The organism is Variovorax sp. 3319 (genome assembly GCF_031456585.1).
Lineage (GTDB): Bacteria > Pseudomonadota > Gammaproteobacteria > Burkholderiales > Burkholderiaceae_C > Variovorax > Variovorax paradoxus_P.
In genome coordinates this window covers 137,507-162,581 of the sequence record NZ_JAVDUZ010000004.1, presented here as the reverse complement: position 1 = coordinate 162,581, position 25,075 = coordinate 137,507, and the positions used below count along the sequence as shown (strand labels likewise).

20 protein-coding genes are annotated in these 25,075 nt (G+C 66.4%); 13 read left to right on the top strand and 7 right to left on the bottom strand.

The features are described from left to right. Positions 1–18: 18 nt before the first annotated feature. Complete coding sequence (locus J2X67_RS10355; protein ID WP_309952774.1) at positions 19–912, top strand: DMT family transporter; 894 nt, start codon at positions 19–21, stop codon at positions 910–912. Between the two features lie 10 nt (positions 913–922). On the opposite strand, the gene J2X67_RS10350 is transcribed toward J2X67_RS10355, so the two are convergent. The 3 genes from J2X67_RS10350 to J2X67_RS10340 form a co-directional block, all read right to left on the bottom strand. Continuing rightward, positions 923–1,660 (bottom strand): GntR family transcriptional regulator, encoded by a 738-nt coding sequence (locus tag J2X67_RS10350; protein WP_409050487.1) that lies wholly within the window; start codon positions 1,658–1,660, stop codon positions 923–925. Between the two features lie 22 nt (positions 1,661–1,682). Then, positions 1,683–3,446, bottom strand: coding sequence for a glycerol-3-phosphate dehydrogenase/oxidase (locus J2X67_RS10345; RefSeq protein ID WP_309952771.1), 1,764 nt, complete (start codon positions 3,444–3,446; stop codon positions 1,683–1,685). A 120-nt stretch (positions 3,447–3,566) separates the two neighbouring features. Beyond that, positions 3,567–5,051, bottom strand: a complete 1,485-nt coding sequence (locus J2X67_RS10340) for an FGGY family carbohydrate kinase (RefSeq protein WP_309952770.1) — start codon at positions 5,049–5,051, stop codon at positions 3,567–3,569. Positions 5,052–5,230: 179 nt separating this feature from the next. Here J2X67_RS10340 and J2X67_RS10335 point away from each other — a divergent pair, with 179 nt between their 5' ends. From J2X67_RS10335 to J2X67_RS10310, 6 genes are all read left to right on the top strand, one after another. Beyond that, positions 5,231–6,271 (top strand): substrate-binding domain-containing protein, encoded by a 1,041-nt coding sequence (locus tag J2X67_RS10335; protein WP_309952769.1) that lies wholly within the window; start codon positions 5,231–5,233, stop codon positions 6,269–6,271. 61 nt (positions 6,272–6,332) lie between these two features. Beyond that, positions 6,333–7,844 carry a sugar ABC transporter ATP-binding protein gene (locus J2X67_RS10330; protein ID WP_309952768.1) on the top strand — a complete coding sequence of 504 codons (1,512 nt, stop codon included), beginning with the start codon at positions 6,333–6,335 and terminating at the stop codon, positions 7,842–7,844. Continuing rightward, positions 7,841–8,857, top strand: a complete 1,017-nt coding sequence (locus J2X67_RS10325; protein WP_309952767.1) for an ABC transporter permease — start codon at positions 7,841–7,843, stop codon at positions 8,855–8,857. Before J2X67_RS10330 ends, J2X67_RS10325 begins: the two co-directional genes overlap by 4 nt. Continuing rightward, a complete protein-coding gene (locus J2X67_RS10320) occupies positions 8,854–9,846 on the top strand; it encodes an aldo/keto reductase (RefSeq protein ID WP_309952766.1) in 993 nt (330 codons plus the stop codon). Before J2X67_RS10325 ends, J2X67_RS10320 begins: the two co-directional genes overlap by 4 nt. A gap of 39 nt (positions 9,847–9,885) precedes the next feature. Continuing rightward, positions 9,886–10,737: an aldolase gene (locus J2X67_RS10315; RefSeq protein ID WP_309952765.1), complete on the top strand. Its 852-nt coding sequence runs from the start codon at positions 9,886–9,888 to the stop codon at positions 10,735–10,737. Between the two features lie 145 nt (positions 10,738–10,882). After that, positions 10,883–15,604: a LamG-like jellyroll fold domain-containing protein gene (locus J2X67_RS10310; protein ID WP_309952764.1), complete on the top strand. Its 4,722-nt coding sequence runs from the start codon at positions 10,883–10,885 to the stop codon at positions 15,602–15,604. A gap of 84 nt (positions 15,605–15,688) precedes the next feature. Here J2X67_RS10310 and J2X67_RS10305 read toward each other — a convergent pair whose 3' ends face one another. Next, positions 15,689–16,213, bottom strand: coding sequence for an ABC transporter ATP-binding protein (locus J2X67_RS10305; protein ID WP_309952762.1), 525 nt, complete (start codon positions 16,211–16,213; stop codon positions 15,689–15,691). A gap of 255 nt (positions 16,214–16,468) precedes the next feature. On the opposite strand from J2X67_RS10305, the gene atpE reads away from it, so the two are divergent. The 6 genes from atpE to J2X67_RS10275 all read left to right on the top strand — a co-directional run bounded on the left by atpE (position 16,469) and on the right by J2X67_RS10275 (position 21,452). Then, on the top strand, positions 16,469–16,708 hold the full coding sequence (gene atpE / locus J2X67_RS10300; RefSeq protein ID WP_157611649.1) for a F0F1 ATP synthase subunit C: 240 nt from the start codon (positions 16,469–16,471) through the stop codon (positions 16,706–16,708). A 171-nt stretch (positions 16,709–16,879) separates the two neighbouring features. After that, positions 16,880–18,085, top strand: coding sequence for an ABC transporter substrate-binding protein (locus tag J2X67_RS10295; RefSeq protein ID WP_309952761.1), 1,206 nt, complete (start codon positions 16,880–16,882; stop codon positions 18,083–18,085). Further along, positions 18,082–19,002 carry a branched-chain amino acid ABC transporter permease gene (locus J2X67_RS10290; protein WP_309952760.1) on the top strand — a complete coding sequence of 307 codons (921 nt, stop codon included), beginning with the start codon at positions 18,082–18,084 and terminating at the stop codon, positions 19,000–19,002. The genes J2X67_RS10295 and J2X67_RS10290 overlap by 4 nt, the downstream gene beginning before the upstream one ends. 1 nt (position 19,003) lies before the next feature. Next, complete coding sequence (locus J2X67_RS10285) at positions 19,004–19,984, top strand: branched-chain amino acid ABC transporter permease (RefSeq protein ID WP_309952758.1); 981 nt, start codon at positions 19,004–19,006, stop codon at positions 19,982–19,984. Further along, complete coding sequence (locus J2X67_RS10280; RefSeq protein ID WP_309952756.1) at positions 19,981–20,736, top strand: ABC transporter ATP-binding protein; 756 nt, start codon at positions 19,981–19,983, stop codon at positions 20,734–20,736. Before J2X67_RS10285 ends, J2X67_RS10280 begins: the two co-directional genes overlap by 4 nt. Continuing rightward, positions 20,733–21,452 (top strand): ABC transporter ATP-binding protein, encoded by a 720-nt coding sequence (locus tag J2X67_RS10275; protein WP_281146408.1) that lies wholly within the window; start codon positions 20,733–20,735, stop codon positions 21,450–21,452. Before J2X67_RS10280 ends, J2X67_RS10275 begins: the two co-directional genes overlap by 4 nt. A gap of 48 nt (positions 21,453–21,500) precedes the next feature. Here the strand turns inward: J2X67_RS10275 and J2X67_RS10270 are convergent, their stop codons facing one another. From J2X67_RS10270 to J2X67_RS10260, 3 genes are all read right to left on the bottom strand, one after another. After that, positions 21,501–22,961 carry a SulP family inorganic anion transporter gene (locus J2X67_RS10270; RefSeq protein WP_309952753.1) on the bottom strand — a complete coding sequence of 487 codons (1,461 nt, stop codon included), beginning with the start codon at positions 22,959–22,961 and terminating at the stop codon, positions 21,501–21,503. Between the two features lie 103 nt (positions 22,962–23,064). Then, positions 23,065–23,778 (bottom strand): SDR family oxidoreductase, encoded by a 714-nt coding sequence (locus tag J2X67_RS10265; protein WP_309952752.1) that lies wholly within the window; start codon positions 23,776–23,778, stop codon positions 23,065–23,067. A 391-nt stretch (positions 23,779–24,169) separates the two neighbouring features. Continuing rightward, complete coding sequence (locus J2X67_RS10260) at positions 24,170–25,048, bottom strand: acyl-CoA thioesterase II (RefSeq protein ID WP_281149277.1); 879 nt, start codon at positions 25,046–25,048, stop codon at positions 24,170–24,172. Positions 25,049–25,075: the final 27 nt, after the last annotated feature.

Genomic DNA, 25,075 nt, shown 5'->3' with positions numbered 1-25,075 from the left:
GCGCCACAATCGCGGCCCATGCCTTCCTTCACGCCGCGCCAGTTCGTCCTGCTCGTTCTACTGACCCTTGCATGGGGCCTCAACTGGCCCGTGATGAAGCTCGGCGTGGCGGACTATCCGCCGCTCGCCTTCCGCGCCATTTCCATCTGGCTGGGCCTGCCGGTGCTGGGCCTTGCGCTGGTGTGGATGAAAGTGCCGTTTCGTGTGCCGCGAAGCGCGTGGCCCGACCTGGTGTGGCTCGGCGCCACCAACATGTTCGTCTGGCATGCCTGCATCATCCTTGCGGTGAAGGCGCTCTCTGGCGGGCGCGCGGCAATCCTCGGCTACACGATGCCGGTGTTCTCTGCGGTGATCGGCGCGGTGCTGTTCTCTGCCGTGCTCACGCGGCGCGCATGGATCGGCGTGGGTGCCTGCGCGGTGGGCGTGGGGCTCTTGCTGTGGCACGAGCTCACCGACTTTGCAGGGCGGCCCGGCTACGTGGCGCTCGCACTGGCGGCTGCCGCAACATGGGCGTTGGGCACGCAGCTCCTGCGGCACACGCGCATCGGGCTTCCAACGCTCACGCTCTCGTTCTGGATGACCGCAATGACGGCTGTCGTGATGACGGCGCTCACGCTGCTTTTCGAGCGCGACCAGTGGCGTTGGCCGGGCGAGGTGACCTGGGGTTCGATTCTCTACAACGCGGTGCTGATCTTCGGCTTTGCGCACGCGGCCTGGTTCTACCTGGCGCGCGGCCTGCCGCCGGTGGCATCGACGCTGAGCGTGATGTTCATTCCGGTGCTCGGCGTATTCAGCGGCGCGGTGTGGCTCGGCGAGGTGGTGCACTGGCAAGACTGGGTTGCCGTTGCGCTGATGATGGTGGCGATTGCCTCGGTGCTCTGGCCCTCTCGCGGTGCCACAGCCAAGGCCTGACGAAGAAGCCTCAGGTCGTCGTCTGCACGTGCAGGCGGCTCGTCTTGCAGCGGTGCAGCGCGCGGTAGTGCTCCAGCGGCCGGCCGTTGGCACCGTAGGCAATCGACTCGATGCGCAGCAGCGGCTCGGGCTGCGGCAGGTCGAGCAGCTTGCAGGTTTCGGCATCGGGCAGCACCGCATCGATCCAGCGCTCGGCGCGCACCAGCCGCAGGCCGTATTGCCTGCGCAGCACGTCGTACAGCGAACGGTCTTCCAGCCGGGCGCGGTGCAGCCCGGGAGCCAGGTCGGCCGGCACCACGGTTTCGACCAGGAGGCGCAGTTCGCCATCGACGCTGCGAAGGCGCTTGAGCGCGACGACCTGCGTGTCGTCGGCCAGCCCCAGTGACGAGGCTTCTTGCGCAGTGGGTGCGCGAAGTTCCTGCGTGAGGATCTGGGTGCGCACCGAGCGGCCCTTGCGCTCCATCTCGTCGGAGAAGCCCAGCACGGTCGAAACAAAATCTTCGTCGCGCTCGCGCGCCGACACAAACGCGCCGCGCCCCTTGATCTTGTAGATGAGGTTGTTGCGCACCAGGTCGGCCAGCGCCTCGCGCACCACGATGCGCGAAATGCCGAACTGCTCGCCCAGCTCTGCTTCGGAGGGCAGCTTGGCGCCGATGGGCAGCACGCCTTGCAGGATCTGCAGGCGAATGGCGTCGCGAAACTGCGCCCACAGCGGCGATTCGGAGTTGCGGTCGAGCACGGTCGACATGTCGTTGGGACTGTTCACTTTTTTAAGCCTGGCCAAGCACTGGGCTGGCCATCAATGATGCATCGAAAGAAGATTGTTCGCCCGGCGCCACGGCGTGCAAGCGTACGTTGTGTCGCTCGCGCAGCGCGGTGGCGCAGGCGCACAGCTCGTCATGGGCCTGGCTTGCATCCCAGCCCAGCGCTTCGGCCGCGACACCCGCTATTTCGGCCAGCGCGGCATCGGTCACCAGGCCGCGAATGGCCAGCAGCGTGCGGCGAATCACAAGATCGTCGAGATGCACCACGCCGGTTTCAAGGCACAGGTACGACAGCTCGGCAGCCGAATAATCAGGCGCATGCCGCAGGGGTACGTCGCCCGATGCGGCAAGGCGCTGCGCCAGCGGCAGCGCCTTCGAGCCGTAGCGCGCCAGCAGGTTCAGCGCGCGCGTGCGGCCTATGCCCGACGCCACCATCATCTTCTCGATGAAACGGTCCGTCGCCGATGCATCGGCCGGCAGGTCCGCACCCCCACCGATAGGCAGCAGCTCGGTCGATGCGGTGCGCGAGCGGCCCAGCAACTGCAGCACTTCGTTGGACGCCTCTTCGGCCAGTGAGCGAAAGGTGGTCCACTTGCCGCCGACCAGCCCGACGATGGCGATGTCCCGCGTTGCATTCGGCGGATCGACCACCACCGAATGGTCGCGCGAAATCTGCCCGGGCTTGTCGGCATCGGAGCGCGCGAGCGGCCGCACGCCAACGTAGGTGTAGACCACGTCGCCGCGGCCGAAAGCCATGTTCGGAAAAACCTCGCGCAGCACGTCGATCAGGTAGTCGACCTCGGCCGGCTCGGTGACGATCTGGTCCGGGTCTTCCACCGGAATGTCGGTGGAGCCCACCAGCACGCGGTCCAGAAACGGGTAGACGATGCACACGCGCCCGTCCACCGCCTCGAAGTAGGCCATGCGGCCGTCGAGCGCATCGCGCAGCGCAGGGTGGTCGAGCACCAGGTGCGAGCCCTTGGTGCCCATCACGCGCGGGCCGGCACCGCCGAGCACCGCCGCGCTGCGGTCGAGCCACGCGCCGGTGGCGTTCACCACGGTGTCGGCGGTCACGCGCACGAGCGCGCCGGTGATCTCGTCGCGCAGCGTGAGGATGTTGCCCGCGCAGCCCATCACGCGGCAGTAGTTCGCGGCCGCCGAGCGCGGCTGGTCGCGGCACGCATCGCCGATGAGTTCGAGGATGAGCCATTCGGGATGGCTGATCCACGCATCGAAGAACGTGGCGGTCCAGCGGATTGCCGTACGGAACAAGCCGCGGTCGGCCGAAGGCACGCGGCCGATGCGATGCCCCGGCATCACGCGCTGGCGGCGCCCCAGGAGGTCATAGAGCCGCAGGCCCAGCGCCACGGCCAGCAGGCCCCGCGTGCGCTGCGGCGGCGTGCGGCCGAAGAACTTGAGCGCGCTGCTCATCAGCCCGCCGAAGAAGTTGGCCAGCGGCACCACCGTCTTGAGCGGCCGCACCAGGTGCGGTGCATTGCGCAGCAGCAGGTTGCGCTCGCGCGTGGCTTCGGCCACCAGCGAGAAGCTGCCGCTCTCCAGGTAGCGAAGGCCGCCGTGGATCATGCGTGAAGGCGCGCTGCTGGCGCCTGCGCCAAAGTCGCCCTTGTCGACGATGAGGCAATCCACGCGCTGCAGCGAAAGGTCGCGAAACACGCCCACGCCGTTGATGCCGGCGCCCACGATCACGGTGGAGAAATGCCGCCCCGCCAGGGAGGCAGGACGCACGAAGGGCAATTGCCAGGCGCTCATAGAAAAACCTCCGCGCTGCGCGCTGCGGTGCGAGCGCCTTCGGGCGGCCGGGCGGCGCTCATAGAAAAACCTCCGCGCTGCGCGCTGCGGTGCGAGCGCCTTCGGGCGGCCGGGCGGCGCTCATTTCGCGCCTCCCGCAAGGTGGGTGAATACAGGTGACATGCTGTCGATCAGTTCGTTGAAACCGGCGTTGAAATCCGCATGGGCGCTGGCGTCCCGCGCATCGGGTTCGACCACTTCGCAAGGCGCGAGCAGCGGGCTGCCCTGGGCCGCGTCGTCGAGGCCCTGCGACATGGCCGCGTAGATTGCTGCGCCGCGCGCACCGGTCTCGTCGTCGGCGCAGCGCTCGACGGGCCGGCCGAGAAAGGACGCCAGCAGGCGCACGAGGCGCGCATCGCCCGCGCCGCCGCCGAGTACCGTCGTTTCGCCAACCGCGAGGCCGGCTGCGGCAAGGCGCGCCGTGTGCCGCGCATGCAATGCCGCAACGGAATCGACCACGGCGCGTGCCATGTCGGCGCGCGTATGGTGGCTCTTGAGGCCCACGAAGCCTGCGGTCACACCGCCTCCGCCGTTGACGAAAGGAAGAAAGCGCAAGCCGCCGGCGCCGAGCGGCACTGTCATGGCAAGGTCGACCACCGCGCGCGAATCGGGCAGCGCGAGCACGCCCGCAAGCCAAGCGATATTGGCCATCGACGAGGGGCTGTTCTCCATGTAGAGGCGCTCGCGGGTGCGGCCGAAGTTGACGATGGCGACGGTGGGCTTGGGCTCCAGCACCGGTCCGACGACAGCATTGACACACCATGTGCCGAACACCGACACCGCACGGCCGCGCGCTTCAGCGCCGATCGCCGTCATCGAGGCGAGCAGGTCGATGGCGCCCATCGCCACCGGAATGCCCGCGGGCAATCCGCACAACGCCGCCTCGGAAGACCGCAGTTTTCCGATGACGGTGCCGCCAGGCACGATGGGACCGAAGGCATGTGCGCCAAGCTCCGCAATGCCCGATGCGTCGAAAGCCGCCTGCGACCAGTTGCCGGTAGCAAGCGACACCAGGCCGGCGGTACTCGCATCGCTGGCATCGGTGGCAATTTCGCCGGTAAGCAGAAAACCGAGGTAGTCCTTGGCGAACAGCAGGCGGCGCAGTTCGCCGCGCTGCACCGCGTCCGAGCCCAGCAATTCGGCGGCAATCACCGTCGGCTGTCCAGGCCAGGGGCTGCAGCCCACCTCTTCGAACAACTGCGCGCCGTGGCTCGCCGCGAGGGACCGCGCACGCGCGTCGGCGCGCTGGTCGGTGGAGGCTACCGCGCGCCCGCCGACGAGCTGGCCGCCGGCATCCAGCGCATACAGGCCCGCGCCGTGGCCGGTGCAGGCCATGGCGCGCACCTCCACCGTGCGGGGGCCGAGCTGCTGGGCGATGTCGCGCAGCACATGCGTCAATGCGGCGCGGATGGCAGTTGCGCCCACCTCGCAACCGCCGCCGGCCAGCCGGTTGTGCGGCAGGGGCATGCGGGACAACGCAACGGTGCGGCCGCTCGCGGCTTCGAGGGCCAGCGCCTTCAGGCTGCTCGAGCCCATGTCAACACCGATCAATATGTTTGGCTTCATGTCATAACAGCTTCTGCGACTTGAAAGCGGCTCGCCAGTAGCGTTTCCCCTAGTTATCGCGGCAAACAACCCGCGATTACATTCTACCTGTCATAACAACTGTCGTGACAACAAGGTCCTGAAGATCTGCTCCCAAAGGCAGGTCGCAAGCTCTGCCAGTCAACGCGAGGAGACACAAGATGAGGCGAAATTTCCTGAAGTCCGCTGCGGCCGCCGGTATCGGCCTGGCCGGCACCAGCGCATTTGCGCAGTCCACACCCACGGCCGCGGCCACCGGATTGCGCGGCAACGCGAACGACGTCTACGTGATGAACGTGATGGTGTCGGGCGTCGAATACTGGTTTCCGGTCTACGAGATGATGAAGCAGCTCGGCCGCACGCTCGGCGTGCGCACGCGCTACACCGGCACGCCGGAGTACGACGTGAACAAGCAGCTGGCCTCGTTCGAACAAGAGCTGGCGCGCAAGCCCGCGGGCATCCTGCTGCACCCGATGAATCCCGACCCGTTCATCGAGCCGATCAACCGGGCGGTGGCAATGGGCATCCCGGTCGTGACCTTCGCGGCCGATTCGCCCAACTCGAAGCGCGCATCCTTCGTTACCTCCGACAACGACCGCGAAGGCACGCAGGCGGCCGACGCGATTGCAGCGGCGCTCGGCGGCAAAGGCGAATATGCGGTGCTCGAGAACCCGGGCCAGGACAACCACGACCGCCGCATCGCGGCCTTCATCAACCGCATGAAGGCCAAGCACGCGGGCATGAAGCTCGTGGGCCGCGCCGCCAGCAACCAGGACCCCAGCAAGGCCTACCAGGCGGTGCTGAGCCTGGCGCAGGCCAACCCGAACCTGGGTGCGCTGTTCATGCCCGAAGCCAACTCGGCGTTGGGTGCGGCGCAGGCCAAGATCGAATCGAAGAAGAACATCCGCGTGATGTGCTGCGACGTGAACGCCAAGATCCTGGACATGATCAAGGCCGGCGACGTGTTCGGCGCCATCAACCCCAACCAGGGCATGCAGGGCTACATGGGCATGATGATGCTGTTCCTGGCCAAGAACCCCTCGCTCATCGACCCGATGAACGATGCCAAGCGCAACGGCACCAACCCGATGTCGGTGCCGTTCCTGGACAACGGGCTGTCGGTGGTCAGCAAGGCCAATGCCGACGACTTCTACTGGGACAAGTACCTCGCGCGCCGCGGCACCAAGGGAATCGGCGAATGAGCGCAGCGCCGGGCCGCCCCAAGCAAGCTCGCACCGCAGCGCATAGCGCGGAGGTTGCAGAGTGAGCACGTTGCTCGAACTGCGCAGCATCAGCAAGCGCTTCGGCGCTTCGCGCGCGCTCTCGGGCGTGGACTTCTCCCTGCACGCGGGCGAGATCCACGCCCTGTGCGGCGAGAACGGCGCGGGCAAGTCGACGCTGATGAACATCATCGACGGCATCCACCGCCCGGACGAAGGCGACATCTTGCTCAACGGCGAGAAGGTGGCCATCGACGGCCCGGCGCATGCCATGCGCCTGGGCATCGGCCTGGTGCACCAGGAGATCGCGCTGTGCGGCGACGCCTCCGTGGCAGAGAACATCTTCATGCCCGAGATCAACGCCGGCAGGCAGGCGTGGATGAACTACGCCAGCCTGAACGCACGCGCGGCCGAAGTGCTGGCGCGGCTCGGGCAAGAGATCGACCCCGCCGCGCCGGTGAGCGAACTGAGCATTTCGAACCAGCAACTGGTGGAGATTGCCAAGGCGCTCACGCTGGACTGCAAGGTGCTGATCCTCGACGAGCCCACCGCCGCGCTCACCGACAATGAATCGGCCGCGCTTTTCCGGGTGCTGCACGACCTAAAGGCACAGGGCATAGGCATCATCTACATCAGCCACCGCATGGCTGAAATATTCACGCACTGCGACCGCGTCACGGTGCTGCGCGATGGCCGCAACGTGCATTGCGGGCCGCTGGCCGGCCTGACCGCCGACGAGCTGGTGCGGCGCATGGTCGGCCGCGAGCTCGGCAACTACTATCCGCCAAAGCAACCCAGCGCCGATTCCTCGGCCCCCGTGCTCGATGTGGCCGGCATCGGCGACGGCGAGCGCGTGCACGGCATTTCGTTCGAGCTCAAGCGCGGCGAGATTCTCGGCATTGCCGGCCTGATGGGCGCCGGCCGCAGCGAACTGGCCGAAACGCTGTGCGGCCTGCGCCCCGCCACGCAGGGCACGGTGCGCCTGAACGGAAAGGCGCTTTCCATCCGCAAATACAGCGACGCGCTGCACGAAGGCATTGCGTACCTCAGCGAAGACCGCAAGGCCGCGGGCGTGTACCTCGACCTGCCGATTGCGCAGAACATCTCTTCGATGGCGCTGCGGCGCGTGAGCTCCGCCTGGGGCCTCTTGCAGCGCTCGGCCGAACATCGGCTGGCTCGCGAGCTGGGTGCAAAGCTCAACCTCAAGTCGGACGGCGTGGCCATCGAGGTCTCGAGCCTGTCGGGCGGCAACCAGCAGAAGGTGGCCATTGCCAAGCTGCTGGCCACCAACCCGTCGGTGCTGCTGATGGACGAGCCCACGCGCGGCGTGGACGTGGGCGCGAAGTCCGAGATTCACCACATCCTGCGCGAGCTTGCGAACCAGGGCGTGGGCGTGATCGTGATTTCTTCGGAGCTGCCCGAGATCATCGGCCTGTGCGACCGGGCACTGGTGATCCGCGACGGGCGGCTGGCCGGTGAACTCAATTCCAACGAAATGACGGAGGAAGCCCTGCTGCGGCTCGCCTCCGGGCTCTGCGAACAGGAGATGGCATGAACTATCCGGCACAACTCGATGCGGGCATCGCGCCGAGGCAGTCAGGAGGCGGGCCCGTGAAGCCCGCCAACAAACTCACCAGCATGCGCGAGATGGGCCTGCTGCTGATCATTGCGGTGCTTTGCGTGGCCATGAGCTTCGCCTCGCCCTACTTCCTGACGTGGGAGAACGTGCGCGCCATGCTGCTGTCGTTTTCCATCGAAGGCATCGTGGTGGTCGGCATGACCATCCTGCTGATCGTCGGGGGCATCGATCTTTCGGTGGGCTCGGTGGTGTGCTTTGCGATGGTGGTCACGGGCAAGCTCTTTCTGATGGGCGTGGACCCATGGCTCGCAAGCCTGGTGGCCATTGGTGCGAGCGGGCTCATCGGCGCGATGATCGGCGGCTGCGTCACGCGCATCGGGCTCAACCACTTCATTGCATCGCTGGCGTTCATGGTGATCGTGCGCGGGCTGTGCCTGGCACTTACGCAGGGCACGCCGCAGTCGCTGTTCTCGCTGCCGGCCGAGTTCAAGTTCATTGGGCAGGGCACGCTGTTCGGGGTTCCGGCCGTCATCCTGATCTTCATTGCCATCGTGGTGGTGAGCGACTTCGTGCTGCGCAGGTCGACCTTGCTTCGGCGTGTTTTCTACACCGGCAGCAACGAGAAGGCGGCGCTGTATTCGGGCATTCGCGTGGGCCGCGTGAAGTTCTGGGTCACGGTGCTGTGCGCCGCATCGGCAGGCCTTGCGGGCGTGATCTACACGGCGCGCTTCGGCGCTGCCACGCCCACCTTCGGCGTGGGCATGGAGCTCAACGTGATTGCCGCCGCGGTGATCGGCGGGGCCAGCCTCAAGGGCGGCTCCGGCACGGTGCTGGGCGCGGTGCTCGGCCTGGCACTGCTGTCGGTGGTGACCAGCTCGCTCATCCTGCTGGACGTTTCGCCCTACTGGCAGGACGTGATCAAGGGCCTGATCCTGCTCGCGGCCGTGACCATCGACCACCTGTTGAACACGAGGAAGAAGACAAGATGAAGAGCGAGATGAAGCAGACCGCGCTGGGCCCGTCGGGCATCGAATGCTCGGCCATCGGCCTGGGCACCTGGGCCATGGGCGGATGGATGTGGGGCGGCGGGGACAACGCGGCCGCCATGGTGGCCATACAGGCCTCGCTGGACGCAGGCGTGAACCTGATCGACACCGCGCCGGCCTACGGCCTGGGGCGTTCCGAGAGCATCGTGGGTACCGCGCTCAAGGGGCGCCGCCACGAGGCGGTGATCGCCACCAAGTGCGGGCTGGTCTGGCACACGCAAAAGGGCACGCATTTCTTCGAGGAAGACGGGCACCCGGTGTACCGCTATCTCGGCCGCGATTCGATCTTTCATGAATGCGAAGAGAGCCTGAAGCGCCTGCAGACCGACTACATCGACCTCTACATCACGCACTGGCAAGACAGCACCACGCCCGTGGCCGAAACCATGGATGCGCTGCTCGACCTCAAGAAGCAGGGAAAGATCCGCGCCATCGGCGTGAGCAACGTAAGCCCCGAGACGCTTGCCGAGTACCTGCGCCATGGCCCGGTCGATGCGGCGCAGGAGCGCTACAGCCTGATCGACCGCGAGATCGAAACCACGCTCGCGCCCTTGTGCAGCGAGCACGACGTGGCGGTGCTGGGCTACTCGTCGCTGGCGCTCGGCCTGCTCGCAGGGCCGATCGATCCGGCGCGCGAGTTCAAGGGCGACGACCAGCGTGCAAGCAATCCGCGATTCAGCGAAGCCAACCGCTCCAGGCTCAAGGCCTTCTTCGAAGAGCTCGATCCGCTGCGCACGCAACTGGGCTGCTCGTTCGGCCAACTGATGATTGCCTGGACCATTGCACGCGGCACCGTCTCGGTGGCGCTGTGCGGCGCGCGCGTGCGGCAGCAGGCCATCGAGAACGCGGGTGCCGGCGCGGTCGACCTGGGCGACGACGCCCTGCGGCTGATCGATGCGGCGGCAAAGCGCCACCTGAGCGCCCTCGCCTGACCAATCCCATTTTTTTCGACCCAACAAGGAGTTCTTTCCATGTCGAAAGACAAGACAGCGCGGCTCAACCGGCTGCTCACCAACGGCCGCTGCCTGGACATTGCCCTCGACCACGGCGTGTGCAACGAGCCCTCGTTCCTCGATGGGCTGGAAGACATGCCCCAGGTCATGGACAAGCTCCTGGCCGCCGGCCCCGATGCAATCCAGCTCAACTACGGACAGTCCGACCTGCTGCAAGACCGCCCCGGCCGCAACAAGCCGGCGCTGGTGATGCGCATCGACATGGGCAACCCCTACAACGCCACGCTGCACCGCGTGATGTGGGCACAGCTGCAGAACGAGCATGACCCGGTGCTGCCGGCCGTGCAGCGCGACGCGGCCTGCGTGGTGGTCAACCTGTTCATGCTGCCGAACGAGCCCGACCTGTTTCGCCAGTGCGTGCAGAACATTGCGCGCGTGCGCGCCGACTGCGACCGCTACGGCATGCCGCTGATGATCGAGCCGCTCGTGATGCAGTCGCCGACACCCGGCAGCCGCTACCAGGTCGATGGCGACGCCGAGAAAATCGTGACGCTGGTGCGCCTTGCGCGCGAGATGGGCGCCGACATCGTCAAGGCCGATCCGACCAGCAACCCTGCCGACTTTCACCGTGTGGTGCAGGCGGCGCGCTGCCCGGTGCTCGTGCGCGGCGGCGGGCGCGAAGACCTGCAGCAGGTGTTCGCGCGTTCGCGCGCATTGCTGGACCAAGGGGCGGTCGGCATGGTGTACGGACGCAACGTGTACCAGCACGCCAACCCTTCGGCGGTGGTGAGCGCGCTGATGGCCATGATCCACCGCGATGCGAGCGCCCAGGAAGCCTGGGCGCTCTACGAATCGGGCGGCGCCGCCTAGGCAACGAAAAAGCGCCGGCGCAAATACAAGAAATCAGCACGGCAGGCGATGCACCCGTCGCCAGCCGGGGTGCGTCCTGCGCGCGCACTGGAGAGAGGTCGAGCAACGGGTTGCCCTGCGAACTTCTAACAATCTGGAGGCGACGATGAAGATCCGGTATTTCTTGATGGCGTTCCTGGCCCCGCTCGTCACATTGCTGACGCATGCGGCCATCACCGGGGTCAGCCCGATGACCACCCTCGACAACATGGCAACGGCTGTAGCCGATGCCATGGCCGATCCGCTCCCGCTGCAGGGGCCGGGCCTCGGCAACCTTAGCTACACGTCGGCCGAGCTGTTCAAGCCGGTGTCGATGATCACCAGCCTCGCGCACCCGCTCGATCCTGCGCACAGCAGTGCCTACGAGTCGCGCGAGGTGCCTGCCACATACCCGGGCCGCAAGGACTACGGCATGAACGCGGGCATCATGATCAACGGCTACTTTCTCACGTCCTTCGCGCCGGACAGCGGCCTTGGGCCTGGCGGCTTTCTTCTGTACGACGTGTCGAATCCGCGGCAGATCAAGCTGGTCAAGAAGATCTACGAGCCCGAGGCCCGCACCAAGGAGTTCCGCGAAACGCACTCCTTCGGCACGGCGAAGATCGGCGGCAAGACCTACGTGGTGCTGCCCAGCATCTACGGGGTGGAGTTCTGGGACTTCACCGACATCAACGACATCAAGCAGGTGAAGAAGCTGGCGCTGCCCGGCGTCAACGCCGGCGACTACGAAGACGTGAGCTGGCAGCTCTGGTGGCAGGCGCCCTACCTGTACGTGGCCTCGGCGGGGCGCGGCATGTTCATCGTCGATGCCAGGGACCCCGCGAACGCGGTGGTTGCGAACCGCGGTGCCGGCAAGCCCAACCCGGTGCCCACGGGCGAGCTCGGCAACTTCCGGATCGGCCCGATCTTCACCATGGGCAACCACATGGTCCTGACCGCGATGGAAAGCAACGGCGGCTTTGCGAGCCTGGATATTTCCGACCCGCTCAACCCCAAGGTGCTCGACTCGATCGTCGGCACAACCCCGTTCTACTACGCCACCTGCTTCGACGGCCGGAACCTGCACGCTTCCACGCGCGGCGGCGGCGCCAAGATGTACAGCTATGACCTGAGCGACCGCTCGCGCTTCGTGGCCGAGGACAACCGGCTGGTCATCGACGAACAGCTGTACTGCGCCACGCAGGACAACTACGTGATCCAGGGCGCGCAGACGCGCATCCACAAGGTCGACGTGAGCAATCCGCTGAACCACGTCGAAGTGGGCCGCGGCAGCATCCTGCGCGAGGACGACCCGAACTTCTCGCACTCGGACAACGGCCAGGTCGCGATGTTCGGCAATCTCGTCTTCGTGGGCAACGACCACGGCTCGGGCAGCGGCTTCATCGTGCACGCGGTGGACCCGGACACCACCAGGCCCGAAGTGAAGCAGGTCTCGCCGGCCAACGGCGCGAAGCAGCAGGCGCTCAGCTCGCGCATCGGCATTGGCATGACCGACAACATTCGCCCCGAGAGCGTGAACGCCAACACCTTCGTCGTTCGGGCGGTGGGCGGCAACACGCTCGCGGGCACCTACAGCGTGCAGCTGGGCATCATCAACTTTCATCCCGAGCAGCCGCTTTCGCCCGGCACCAGCTATGAAGTGTTCTTGCCGGCCAACGGCGTGAAGGACTATGCGGGCAACGCCATCGGCGCCGACTTCAAGTCGGTCTTCAACACCGGCAACGCGACCGACATCAACCTGCAGCACTACTGGACGCTGGCGGGCAACCTCTCCGACCAGATCGGCAGCAACAACGGCACTCCGGCGTCGGGCGATGCTTTTGAAAGCATCGGCATGAGCTTTGCGGCGCGCACCGCGGGCGTGCCGCTGAAGAACGACACCGTCGCCACGACGCTCGGGGGCACCGCCTCGCTGAGCTTCTACATGAAGACCACGCAGGCAGGCAGCGCCAACCCATGGACGGCTCCCGGCATCTTCGGCCGCGACCAGGCCAACGGTGCGGACGACGTGTTCTGGGGCTGGATCGACAACAGCGGCTTCATGAACCTCTCGGTGGCAAACAAGGCCACCAACAACCCGGGCACCCGCTCGCAAACTGCCGTGAACGACGGCAACTGGCACCACGTGGTGATGACCCGCGACGCGGCGTCGGGCGCGCAGGCCATGTACGTGGACGGCGTGAAGACAAGCTCTACCGGGCTTACCGGCACCAAGGGGCTTGCCAACAAGTTCCAGGTGATGGGCCAGATCCAGGGCAACACCGACCTGTTCAAGGGCACGCTGGCAGAGGTGCGCGTGTACAGCCGGGTGCTCACCGACAGCGAGGTGGCCACTCTGCGCGGCCAGGCCATCATCGGCGACCCGGGCATCGGCGGCGGGCCGAAGATCGTGAACGGCCAACTGGTGTTCGACCCCGCCACGCTCGGCAGCAGCGGCGCGCAGTTCCGTTGGAACTTTGGCGACGGCACGCAAACGGCCTACTCCACACAGCCGCGCTACACCTACACCTACACACGGCCGGGCCACTACACAGTGACGCTCACGGTACGCGATGCGAGCGGGCGCGAAAGCTTCTACACCTACAACGTGACCGTGATCGCGCCGGTCACGGCAAGGCCTCCCACGCACACCACCAACATCACTGGCGATGCGAACGCGGTGTACTCCGTCAACCCCGACAGCGGCACGGTTGCGTCCATCGATGCGCAAACCCTGGCCAAGCGATGGGAAACAAGGGTCGGCGAAGAACCGAAGACGCTGGCCGTCGGGCCCGACGGGCGCATCTGGGTGGCGGTGCAAGGCGAAGACAAGCTGGTGGCGCTCAACGCCGCCGACGGCACCCTTTCGGCCACAGTGGCGCTGGCGTACGGCAGCGGCCCCTACGGCGTGGCCTTCACGCCGGACGGTGCCAGGGGCCTGCTCACGCTCGAAAGCAAATCGGTGCTGATGAGCTTCGACCCTGGCACGGGGGCGACCACCGGGGCGGTGGCACTCGAAGGTGGCGTACGCGGCATTGCGGTGAGCGCCGATTCACAGCTGGCCTACGTCACGCGCTTCAAGTCGAAGATGACCGGAGGCCAGCTGCACAAGGTGAACCTGCAGAGCTTCACCGCCATGGCCACCATTGCGCTGCCCGTGGACACTACCACGGTCGACACCGAGAGCCGCGCACGCGGCGTTGCCAACTACCTGAGCCAGGTGGTGATTTCGCCTGACGGCCGGCGAGCGGTGCTGCCCTCGAAAAAGGACAACATCGTGCGCGGACGCTTCCGCGACGGTGTGGACCTGACGCACGACCAGAGCGTGCGCTCCATCCTCTCGCAGGTCGACCTGCAGGCGGCAGCGGAAGTGTTCGACGAGCAGATCGACTTCGACGACCGCGCACCTGCGCGTGCGGCGCTGTTCTCCGCGCCGGGCGACTACCTGTTCGTGGCGCAGATGGAAGGCAACCGCGTGGCCATCGTCGACCCCTACAGCCGGGCGGTGCGGGGCGAGATCAACGCAAGCAGCGCGCCGCACGGCCTGTACCTGGACTCGGCGCGCAAGCGGCTGTTCGTCAACAACTTTCTCGCGCGCTCGGTGTCGGTGCACGACGTGGCGCTGGTGCTCTCGTCCGAATCGGCCTCTGCCACCTTCTTGCAGAACGTGATGACGGTGGCGCAGGAGCCCATGGCGGCCGCTGCCTTGCGCGGCAAGCAGGTGTTCTACAACGCCTCCGACCGGCGCATGAGCAAGGACAACTACATATCGTGCGCAAGCTGCCACGCGGACGGCGGCGACGACGGCATGGTGTGGGACTTTACGCAGCGCGGCGAAGGCCTGCGGCGCACCATCAGCCTGCAGGGCCGGCGCGGCGTGGGCCACGGCAAGCTGCACTGGACCGCCAACTTCGACGAGGTGCAGGACTTCGAGAACGACATCCGCAACGAGTTCGGCGGAACGGGCTTCCTGACCAATGCCGACTTCGCCGCCACTGCCGATCCGCTGGGCGCCCCCAAGGCCGGCAAGAACGCGCAGCTCGACGACCTTGCGGCCTACCTTGGCTCGCTGAACAAGTACATGCGCAGTCCGGCGCGTGCGGCGGACGGCAGCCTGAGCGTCGAAGCAGTGAGGGGCCAGACCGTGTTCAACACAGCGCAGTGCGCAACCTGCCACACCGGCGGCACCTTCCGCGACGGCCTGCGGCACGATGTGGGCACCATCCAGCTGTCTTCCGGCAAAGGCAGCAACCAGCCGCTGGCGGGCCTGGGCTTCGACACGCCCACGCTGTCGGGCACGTGGAACACCACTGCCTTCTTCCACAACGGGCAGGCGGCAACCCTGCAGGATGTACTGAACGGAGGCCACGGCAATGCATCGAGCTTGCCGGCAACGGACGTGGTGGCGCTGCGCGAGTACGTGCGATCGCTCGACACCGCCCCGGCCGTGGTCACGCGGCTTCGCTCCGACCTGAACCCCACGATGTGCGTGAACATCAAGGGTGCGCTCACCACCAGCGGCACCACGGCCGTGCAGTGGCCCTGCGGCAACGCGGCCAACGAGAAGTTCACGGTGAACAGCATCACCGGCGGCTACGTGCAGTTTGTGGCCGAGCACAGCGGACTGTGCCTGGCGCAGAACGGCACGGCAACCACCAACGCGCCGGTGGTGCAGGTGGCCTGTTCGGCCGGCAATACGGCGCAGTGGAGCCTGGTGGGAGGGAGCATCCGGAACCGCGCATCGGGCTCATGCCTTGACGTGCCGGGCAGTGCGACAGCGCAGGACACCGCGCTCATCACGTGGACTTGCAACGGCGGCACGAACCAGAACTGGACGCAGCTTCCGTAAGCACCGCGAAGCTTCATGGAAAAGCCGGCCGTTTCGACGGCCGGCTTTTTTTCAATTGCCCTCGGGCCGACGCGGCCCGATCCGTCAGAAGCGGCGGTTGTAGGAGAAGGTCACTCCCGCCCTGCCGAGAACGGCGGCCTGTATCGCATCCCGAGGGGTCAGGCGCCAGCCGATCGCCGGAATGATGGCCGGGGAGAAGCCGCCAACGTTGAATGGCACCTTGTCCTTGAAGCGCCCGCGGTAGCCGTAGATGATGCCGCCGGACAACTTGAAATACAGCGAATCGGTGCCCAGCAGCGCATTCCACTCGTGGCCGTAGTAGACATAGGCGGAGGCTTGGCCGAAGGAATTGCTGAAGAGTGCGCCTCCCACGGTCGAACCGTCAGGCGCAATGCGCTCCAGCCCGAGCAGAACGACACGGCGGTGCTCCGCGTCCTTGTGCCAGTGATGCGTGAAGGGCGCAACCACAAGCTCCCACTTCGTATCGGCAACCGGCTCGGGAGAGTTGGCCGAACCGGCTCCCACGCTCGCATATGCGGTCGCACAAACACTGGCACAAGCGGCCGCAGCCAACATGGCGGCCGCCCGCCAGGCATTGCATTTCTTCATTGTCGATCCCTGGTGTTTTATTTATTGGACGCGGTTGCCGGCGACAGATGGCCTGTGCCGTTCGAGGTCCCCGGTCCGGGATCGAGCCTACCCCCGGTCCGGCGGGCCGCCAGGGCGTGGCCGGCCAGCAAAGCACACGAAGCGCCTCATTCTTCACGGTTAGCGGGCTTCATAAGCATGACCTCCCGCGTCATGGACCGCGCGCACCCGCTTTGAGAAAGTACCTCCATCGATCAACCACAAGGAGAAAGCACCATGACCGGCTTCAACATTCTTCCGCTCGCAGTGGCCCTGCTGATCGGCATCGCGGCGCTCGGCTCCTGCCTGGGCATTGCGCTGGTCGGCCAGAAGTTTCTCGAAAGCAGCGCGCGCCAGCCCGAGATGATCGACGCGCTGCAGACCAAGTTCTTCCTGGTGGCCGGCGTGACCGACGGCGCCTTCATCATTGCCACCGGCATCGGCCTGTGGTTTGCCACGGCCAGCCCATTCGGCTGAGGCCGGCCGCGCACCAGGAAGTGACACGATTCACTGGCACCATTCGTGCTAGCACCGTTGACACCGAATTGTTTATGGTTAAAGTATTTAGCTATCAACGGTTCGATGTTTTGCGGCACTGCATGGCGCGGTGCCGGTGCATCGTTTCATCCTTCCTCTGCCGGAGAACCCATGAGCCACCCGTCCCCGAAGTTGCCCGCGCTGCCGCGCACCCTGCTTTCGCTGCTGCTCTGCGGCGCAGCCCTTGGCGGCGCGGTCTCCGCCATGGCCGCCCCCGTGAAGGTGGGGCTGGCACTCGACATCTCGGGCCCCTTCGCGGCATTGGGCGCCGAGGCGCGCGACGGGTTTGCGCTTGGCATCAAGCAACTGGGCGGCAAGCTCGGCGGGCAAGACGTGGAGTTTGTGCAGGCCGACATGGCCGGCAGCCCCGACCAGGCCAAGCAGCTGGTCGACCGCATGATCCAGCGCGACAAGATCGATATTTTCAGCGGCCCCATCGGCTCCAACGTGGCGCTGGCCGTCGGCCCCACGCTCTTCAACGCCAAGGTGCCTTACCTTTCGGCCAATGCCGGTCCCAGCCAGTTTGCGGGCGCCCAATGCAATGCCTACTTCTTTGGCACGGCTTACCAGAACGACCAGTTCCACGAGGCTGCCGGCAAGTTTGCGCAGGACCGCGGCTTCAAGAAGACCGTGCTCATTGCACCGAACTATCCCGCCGGCAAGGACGCGCTGGGCGGCTTCAAGCGCCAGTTCAAGGGCCAGGTGGCCGACGAGCTCTACACCAAGCTCGGCCAGATCGACTACGCGGCCGAGCTCGCGCAACTGCGCGCGGCCAAGCCCGACTCCATCTACTTCTTCCTGCCCGGCGCCATGGGCATCAACTTCATCAAGCAGTTCGTGGGCGCCGGCCTCTCCAAAGACATCACTCTCGTGACCAGCGGCTTTTCTGCCGACGAAGACGTGATCGGCGCCGTGGGCGAGCCGATGCTCGGCCTGTTCAACACCTCGCACTGGGCGCACGACCTGGACAACGCCGCCAACAAGGCGTTCGTTGCCGCCTTCCGCAAGGAATACAACGGCCGCTATCCGTCGGTGTACGCGGCGCAGGCGTATGACGCCATTCTTGCGATGGACGCCGCCGTGAAGCAGGCAGGCGGCAATGCGCAGAACCGCGAAGCCGTGGTGGCGGCCCTCAAGAAGGCCAGCTACGCCTCGACGCGCGGCAACTTCAAGTATGCGAACAATCACTTTCCGATCGAGAACTTCTATCTGCGCGTGATCGGCAAGGACGCACAGGGCAAGGTCACGAACAAGCTGATCAACACCGTTCTCACGAACTACGGCGACAGCTACGCAGACAAGTGCCCCCTCAAGTGAGCGGCATCCTCGTTCTCGAGCAGCTGCTCAATGGCCTCGGCTATGGGTTGATGCTGTTCCTGCTGGCGGCGGGGCTCACGCTGGTGTTCGGCATCATGGACGTGCTGAACCTGGCGCACGGCTCGCTCTTCATGTCGGGGGCCTATGTGGCGGCCGAGGCGCACACGCGCACCGGTTCGTTCACCGCGGCCATCGTCATTGCGGTGGCCGTGACGGTGGTGGTGGCGCTGCTGCTCGAAGTGCTGCTGATGCGGCGCCTGTACACACGCGACCACCTGGCGCAGGTGCTCGCCACCTTCGGCGTCATCCTGGTGGCCGACGACATCGTCAAGATGGCATGGGGGCCTTCGCCGGTGATGGCGCCCACTCCTGCCGCGCTGTCCGGGCCAATCAATCTGGTGGACGGCCTGCCCTACCCGGCGTATCGCCTCGTGATTCTTGCTGGCGGGCTGCTGGTGGCGCTCGCGCTGTACCTCCTGGTCAACCACACGCGCATCGGCATGCGCGTGCGCGCAGGCGCTTCAGACCGGCCGATGGCCGAGTTGATGGGTGTGCGCGTGGGCCGCATCTTCAACGGTGTTTTCCTGCTCGGCGCGGCGCTGGCTGCACTGGCCGGCGCGCTGATGGGGCCCATCGTCGCGGTGCAGGTGGGCATGGGCGAGGCCATCCTGATTCCGGCGCTGGTGGTGCTGGTGATCGGCGGCATCGGCTCGGTGCGTGGCGCCTTCGTGGCGGCATTGCTGGTCGGCGTGGTCGACACCATCGGCCGCGCCTTCGTGCCGATGCTGCTGCGTGCCACGCTGCCGCCGGCCACGGCCGCCGACCTGGGGCCGCTGTTCGCCGAAGTCGCGATGTATGCGCTGATGGTGGTTGTGCTCATCTTCCGGCCCTCCGGCCTTTTCTCGGCACGGTCGTGAAATGAAGTCTTCCTCACGCTATATCGGACTCGGGCTGCTCTTTGTGCTGCTCGCTGCGTTTCCGCTGGTCGCGCCGCTGCTCGGCCTCGACTTCTACATCGGCTTTGTGCGGCGCGTGCTCGTGGTGGCGCTCGCGGCGGCAAGCCTCAATTTCATTCTCGGCTTCGGCGGCATGGTGGCGCTCGGGCATGCAGGCTTCATCGGCATGGGCGCGTACACGGTGGTGGCACTCAGCGATGCGGGCGTGATGTCGGCGTGGGTCATGTGGCCGCTGGCGGCGGTGGTCGCCGGCGCGGTTGCGGCGCTCATCGGCACCGTGGCGCTGCGCACGCGCGGCGTTTACTTCATCATGACCACGCTGGCCTTTGCGCAGATGCTGTACTTCGTGGTGGTGTCGCTGCGGCGCTACGGCGGCGACGACGGCTACACGCTGATGAGCCGGCCCACGCTGCTGCCCGGGCTCGACCTGGGCAACGAGTCGAACTTCTATTGGGTGGTGCTGGTCATCGTTGCGCTGGCGCTCTGGTGGCTGCAGCGTGCAACGCAGTCGCGCTTCGGCCATGCGCTCATGGGCATTCGCGACAACGAGACGCGGATGCGGGCGCTGGGTTACCCCGTGTTCCGGCTGCAGCTTGTGGCCTTCACGATTGCCGGTGCCATCGCGGGGCTGGCGGGCGCGCTGCTTGCGGGCGGCAATGGCTTCGTGAGCCCGGCGACGATGCACTGGACGCAATCGGCCACGCTGCTGGTCATGGTGGTGATCGGTGGGCTGGGGCGCAGCTGGGGCGGGCCTGTGGGCGCCATCGTGTGGCTGCTGCTCGAAGAGTTCCTGAAGCAGCACACGGAGCATTGGCACATGCCGCTCGGGTTGCTGTTGATTGCCGTTGCGCTGTGGGCGCCTAAAGGGCTTGCTGCACTCTACAAGCGCCGCTTGCCCCTCACCCCAGCCCTTTCCCCAGAGGGGCGAGGGAGTAAAGCATGAGCCTTTTCAGAATCGAAGGGTTGGTCAAGCGCTTTGGCGGCTTGCTCGCAACCGACCATGTGAACCTGACCGTGGAGCGCGGCGAAGTGCATGCGCTCATCGGGCCGAACGGCGCAGGCAAGACCACGCTGGTGAACCTGATCACCGGGCTGCTCAAGGCCGATGCCGGGCGCATCCTGCTCGACGAGAAGGACATCACCGGCTTCAAGGACCACCAGCGCGTGGCGGCGGGCATGTCGCGCTGCTTTCAGGTGACGCGCGTGTTTGCCAAGGAAACCGTGCACGACAACCTCATGCTCGCGGCGCAGGCCCATGCGGGCAGCAGCCTGCGCTTCATGGCGCCGCGTGCAACCGAGCGTGGCCTGGTGGACCGCGCCGTGGCGCTGGCCGAACGCGTAGGCCTTGGCAGCGAACGCCACCGCATCGCAGGCACCTTGCCGCACGGCGCCCAGCGCGCGCTCGACGTGGCGCTCGCGCTTGCGGCCGAGCCCAAGCTGCTGCTGCTCGACGAGCCGATGGCGGGCATGGGACCCGACGAATCCGCGCGCATGGTCGAGCTGATCGAATCGCTGCGCGAATCGATGGCCATCCTGCTGATCGAGCACGACATGGACGCGGTGTTCCGCCTGGCCGACCGGCTCACGGTGCTGGTGCAGGGCCAGGTGCTGATGAGCGGCACCGCCGACGAAGTGCGCGGGCACCCCGACGTGCAGGCGGTGTACCTCGGTACGGAAGCAGAGGGACACGCATGAACGCCGCCACCACATTGCTCGACGCGAAATCCGTCGAGGCCGGCTACGGCGCCAGCCAGGTGCTGTTCGGCATCGATTTGAAGATCGGCGCCGGCGAAGTGCTTGCGCTGCTCGGCCGCAACGGCATGGGCAAGAGCACGCTGCTGAAGGTGCTGACGGGCACGCTCGCGCCGATGCGCGGCAGCGTGCACTTCGGCGGCGATGCCATCGGCGGACACAAGCCCGACGCCATTGCGCGGCGCGGCGTGGCCATCGTGCCCGAGGGGCGGCACGTGTTTCCCAACCTCAGCGTCGACGAGCACCTGCGCGCCTTCGCGCGGCCACGCCCGGGCAGCGCACCGCGCTGGACGGTCGAGGCGCTGTACGGCCTGTTTCCGCGTCTCGCGGAACGCAAGGCCAATGCGGGCAACCAGCTTTCGGGCGGCGAGCAGCAGATGCTGGCGATTGCACGCGCGCTCTCCACGCATCCGCGCCTGCTGATCCTGGACGAAGCCACAGAGGGCCTGGCACCGGTGATCCGCGAGGAGATCTGGCACTGCATCGCCACGCTCAAGGCCGAGGGCGAAGCGATCCTGGTGGTCGACAAGTACGTGCAGCGCCTGCTGCCGCTGGCCGACCGCCATGTGATCCTGGAGCGCGGACGCGTGGTGTGGCAGGGCGACTCGGCCGCGCTCGATGCCGACCGTTCGCTCTGGACGCGCTACCTGGGCGTGTAGCTCGGCTCTTTCGCTACGGCGCACCCGGCGCCACGTGCCGCGTGCGGCCTACTCGGGCGCCGCGTCGAGCCTCAGGATGAGGTCGCGGCTGGCCCGGTTGAGCCCCGTCACGTGGACCACGCTGCCGTGCTTGCGCAGCCGCTCGACCACCTTGTTGAGCGCGGCCACTGAGGTCACATCCCAGAAGTGCGCTTGCGACACGTCGATGTGGACCGGTGCGCCGTCGATCTCGCGCACGTCGAAGGCATCGACCAGCATGTCGGCCGATGCGAAGAACACCTGGCCGCTCACGCGGTAGACGCGCGTGCCGCTTTCATCGACGGTATCCGCATGCACGTGCAGCAAACGCGCGACCTTGAAAGTGAAGAACACGCCGCTCAGCATCACGCCGGTGGCCACGCCCGCGGCCAGGTTGTCGGTGGCGACGGTGACCGCCACGGTCGCGAGCATGACGGCGCTGGACATGCGCGGATGGCGCACCAGCGTGCGAAGCGACCCCCAGTCGAACGTGGAGGCCGACACCATCACCATGATGGCCACCAGCGCCGCCACCGGCACCTGCGAGATCCAGGGCTTGAGCAGCACCATGAGAATCAGCAGGAAGACGCCCGCGAACAGCGTGGACAACCGGCCGCGCCCACCGTATCGCACGTTGCTCACGGTCTGGCCGATCATTCCGCAGCCCGCGATGCCGCCGAAGAAACTGGCCGCCACATTGGCAATGCCCAGGCCGCTGCATTCGCGGTTCTTGGAGCTCGGCGTGTCAGTCAGGTCGTCCACCACGCTGGCCGTCATCATCGATTCCAGCAGGCCGACCATCGCAATGGCAAAGGCTGGCAGCGCGATGATGCGCAGCGTGTCGAGCGACATAGGCACCGACGGCAACGCAAAGGCGGGCAGCGCGTCGGGCAGGTGGCCCAGGTCGGCCACCGTCTTGAGCGGCAAGCCCAACCAATGCCCCACGAGCGTGACCACCACGATGCACACCAGCGGCGAAGGCACGGCGGTCGTGATACGCGGCAGCAGGTAGATGATGGCAAGGCCCAGCCCCACCATGGCCCAAGTGGCCGTGTTGGCGCCGATGAAGTGCGGCATCTGCGCCGCAAAGATCAATATCGCCAGCGCATTGACGAAGCCCGTTCGCACCGACGTGGAAACGAAGCGCATCAGCACGCCGAGCCGCAGCAGGCCGAAAACGATCTGTATGGCCCCGGCCAGCACGCCGGCTGCGAGCAGGTACGGTAGCCCGTGCACATGCACCAGCGGTGCGGCCACGAGCGCCACCGACCCCGCCGCGGCAGAGACCATGGCCGGCCGGCCCCCGGTAAAGGCAATGACGATGCTGATGACGAACGAAGCAAAGAGCCCGACCGCAGGGTCGACACCGGCCACGAAAGAGAAGGCAATAACTTCGGGAATGAGGGCGAAGGTGGCGACGGCGCCGGCCATCAGTTCGCGCGGAATGCTCGGGAACCATTCGGCTCGCAAGCGGCTGTGTGGAGAAGACATGGATGGAGAGCGGCCCGCACGCGGCGACATGAAGGGCCGCGCCACGCTTCACGGGTAGATGCTCCCGATTGTAGGTAGCGCCCCGGCGCCCGCCCGCAGGCGCTCACACCGAGCGGGTGATGCCGCCGTCCACGCGCAAGTTCTGGCCGGTGATGTAGCCCGCGCCTTCCGATGCGAGAAAACCGATGACGGCGGCAATCTCGCTGCTCTTGCCGTAGCGGCCCATCGGAATGCGCGAACGAAACTCGGGCTTCTCGGGCAAGCTGTCGATGAAGCCCGGCAGCACGTTGTTCATGCGCACGTTCTGTGCGGCGTATTTGTCGGCAAAGAGTTTGGTGAACGCCGCAAGGCCCGCGCGAAACACGCCCGAGGTTGGAAACACAGGGTCGGGCTCGAAAGCGGCGAAGGTGGAAATGTTGATGATGGCGCCCCCGCCCTGCTTCACCATGAGCGGCGCCACAAGGCGGCTCGGGCGCACCGCACTCAGCAGGTAGACATCCATTCCCCTGTGCCAATCTTCATCGGTGATGTCGAGAATGGGAGCGCGGGGACCGTGGCCCGCGCTGTTGACCAGCACATCGATGCGGCCCCATTCTTCAGTGACCTTGTCGACCAATCGCTTCAAGTCGTCGTTCGACTGGTTGGAGCCCGTCACGCCGATGCCACCAAGCTCTGCGGCCAGCGCTTCGCCCTTTCCCGATGACGAGAGGATGGCGACGCGAAAGCCGTCTTCTGCAAGCTTGCGTGCCGCGGCGGCGCCCATGCCGCTGCCGCCGGCGGTGACCATGGCTACTTTTTTCTGTGCTTCGGAAGACATGCTGCGTCCTTGATTCGTTTCTTTTGAGACGCGTATTTAGCCAAGGATTTGGGGCATTTGCACAGGCTGGGTTCTTTGTTCAAGGGCGCTGTTGTTCAGGGCCTGTGCAAAGGCCACCGGGTACTCCCCTCCGCGAATGTCCCCCGGGGCTGCGCCCCTCCTCCTTTATTTCGCTGCGGGGAGCACCCGATGCCCTGTGCACTTGGGCACGCTGCTGGTGTACCGCCGATCAACGACCGCTCTGTACAACGCACCCGCTGGCGGGGTGCCTTGCGCAGCGAAATAAAGGAGGAGGCCGCAGGCCGGGGGACATTCGCGGAGAAAGGTACCCCGTCGGCGGGTGCGCCGCCCTGAACCGGCGGCGCCCTGAACGGCAGCACCCAACACCGTCTCAGCGCTTGACCCGCAGCATCCCCTCTTGCGCCGTAGAAGCCACAAGCCGCCCGTCCCGCGAATACAGGCTGCCGCGGCACAAGCCACGCGCGCCGCTCGCGCTCGGTGAGTCGAGCACGTACAGCAGCCAGTCGTCCATTCGGAAATCACGGTGGAACCACATGGCGTGGTCGAGACTTGCGGGCCGCACCTGGCCGCTCATGAAACTCAGGCCGTGCGGCAGCATTGCGGCGCGCAGCAGTCCATGGTCGGAGGCGTAGGCGAGCAACGCGCGGTGCACGACCGGATCGTTGGGCAACGGTGCAATGGCACGCATCCAAATGGCGCTTTCGGAGGGGCGCACTTCCGGCGTCAGCAGGTCATCGGCCTCCACACGGCGATATTCGATGCCGTGCGGCTCCAGGCCCTTGATGCGCCAACGCTCGGGTAGCCGGTCGCCGAGCGCGATGCGCTGGTCGAGTTCGCTCACCAGGCCCTCGGGGCCTTGCACCGTTGGCATGGTGAACTGGTGCTCGACGCCGTCGTCCACCGTCTGAAACGACGCCGACATCTCGAAGATGATGCGTTCCTGCTGGCGCGCCACCACATGCCGCGTGGTGAAGCTGCGGCCGTCGCGCACGCGGTCGACGCTGTATTCGATGGGCGCATGCTCGCCCGGCAGCAGGAAGTAGGCGTGCATGGAATGCACCGGCCGGTCGGCGCCGACCGTGAGGCTTGCAGCCGCCAGCGACTGGCCGAGCACCTGGCCGCCGAACACGGCGGGCGTGCCGATGTCTTCGCTCTGGGCCAGGAATTTGTCGCCCCCCAGCGGCTCGAGTTGCATGAGCGCGACGAGTTCGTCGACAAGGCGGGCGGCGGTGGCGGGGTCGGTGGTCATCGGAAGAAAAGGCTGCAGGCGTCAGCA

Excerpts from the sequence above, each read along its gene's own strand:
- J2X67_RS10355 (WP_309952774.1), top strand. The coding sequence starts at position 19 with ATGCCTTCCTTCACGCCGCGCCAGTTCGTCCTGCTCGTTCTACTGACC.
- J2X67_RS10350 (WP_409050487.1), bottom strand. The coding sequence starts at position 1,660 with ATGTCGACCGTGCTCGACCGCAACTCCGAATCGCCGCTGTGGGCGCAG.
- J2X67_RS10345 (WP_309952771.1), bottom strand. The coding sequence starts at position 3,446 with ATGAGCGCCTGGCAATTGCCCTTCGTGCGTCCTGCCTCCCTGGCGGGG.
- J2X67_RS10340 (WP_309952770.1), bottom strand. The coding sequence starts at position 5,051 with ATGAAGCCAAACATATTGATCGGTGTTGACATGGGCTCGAGCAGCCTG.
- J2X67_RS10335 (WP_309952769.1), top strand. The coding sequence starts at position 5,231 with ATGAGGCGAAATTTCCTGAAGTCCGCTGCGGCCGCCGGTATCGGCCTG.
- J2X67_RS10325 (WP_309952767.1), top strand. The coding sequence starts at position 7,841 with ATGAACTATCCGGCACAACTCGATGCGGGCATCGCGCCGAGGCAGTCA.
- J2X67_RS10320 (WP_309952766.1), top strand. The coding sequence starts at position 8,854 with ATGAAGAGCGAGATGAAGCAGACCGCGCTGGGCCCGTCGGGCATCGAA.
- J2X67_RS10315 (WP_309952765.1), top strand. The coding sequence starts at position 9,886 with ATGTCGAAAGACAAGACAGCGCGGCTCAACCGGCTGCTCACCAACGGC.
- J2X67_RS10310 (WP_309952764.1), top strand. The coding sequence starts at position 10,883 with ATGAAGATCCGGTATTTCTTGATGGCGTTCCTGGCCCCGCTCGTCACA.
- J2X67_RS10305 (WP_309952762.1), bottom strand. The coding sequence starts at position 16,213 with ATGAAGAAATGCAATGCCTGGCGGGCGGCCGCCATGTTGGCTGCGGCC.
- atpE (WP_157611649.1), top strand. The coding sequence starts at position 16,469 with ATGACCGGCTTCAACATTCTTCCGCTCGCAGTGGCCCTGCTGATCGGC.
- J2X67_RS10295 (WP_309952761.1), top strand. The coding sequence starts at position 16,880 with ATGAGCCACCCGTCCCCGAAGTTGCCCGCGCTGCCGCGCACCCTGCTT.
- J2X67_RS10285 (WP_309952758.1), top strand. The coding sequence starts at position 19,004 with ATGAAGTCTTCCTCACGCTATATCGGACTCGGGCTGCTCTTTGTGCTG.
- J2X67_RS10280 (WP_309952756.1), top strand. The coding sequence starts at position 19,981 with ATGAGCCTTTTCAGAATCGAAGGGTTGGTCAAGCGCTTTGGCGGCTTG.
- J2X67_RS10275 (WP_281146408.1), top strand. The coding sequence starts at position 20,733 with ATGAACGCCGCCACCACATTGCTCGACGCGAAATCCGTCGAGGCCGGC.
- J2X67_RS10270 (WP_309952753.1), bottom strand. The coding sequence starts at position 22,961 with ATGTCTTCTCCACACAGCCGCTTGCGAGCCGAATGGTTCCCGAGCATT.
- J2X67_RS10265 (WP_309952752.1), bottom strand. The coding sequence starts at position 23,778 with ATGTCTTCCGAAGCACAGAAAAAAGTAGCCATGGTCACCGCCGGCGGC.
- J2X67_RS10260 (WP_281149277.1), bottom strand. The coding sequence starts at position 25,048 with ATGACCACCGACCCCGCCACCGCCGCCCGCCTTGTCGACGAACTCGTC.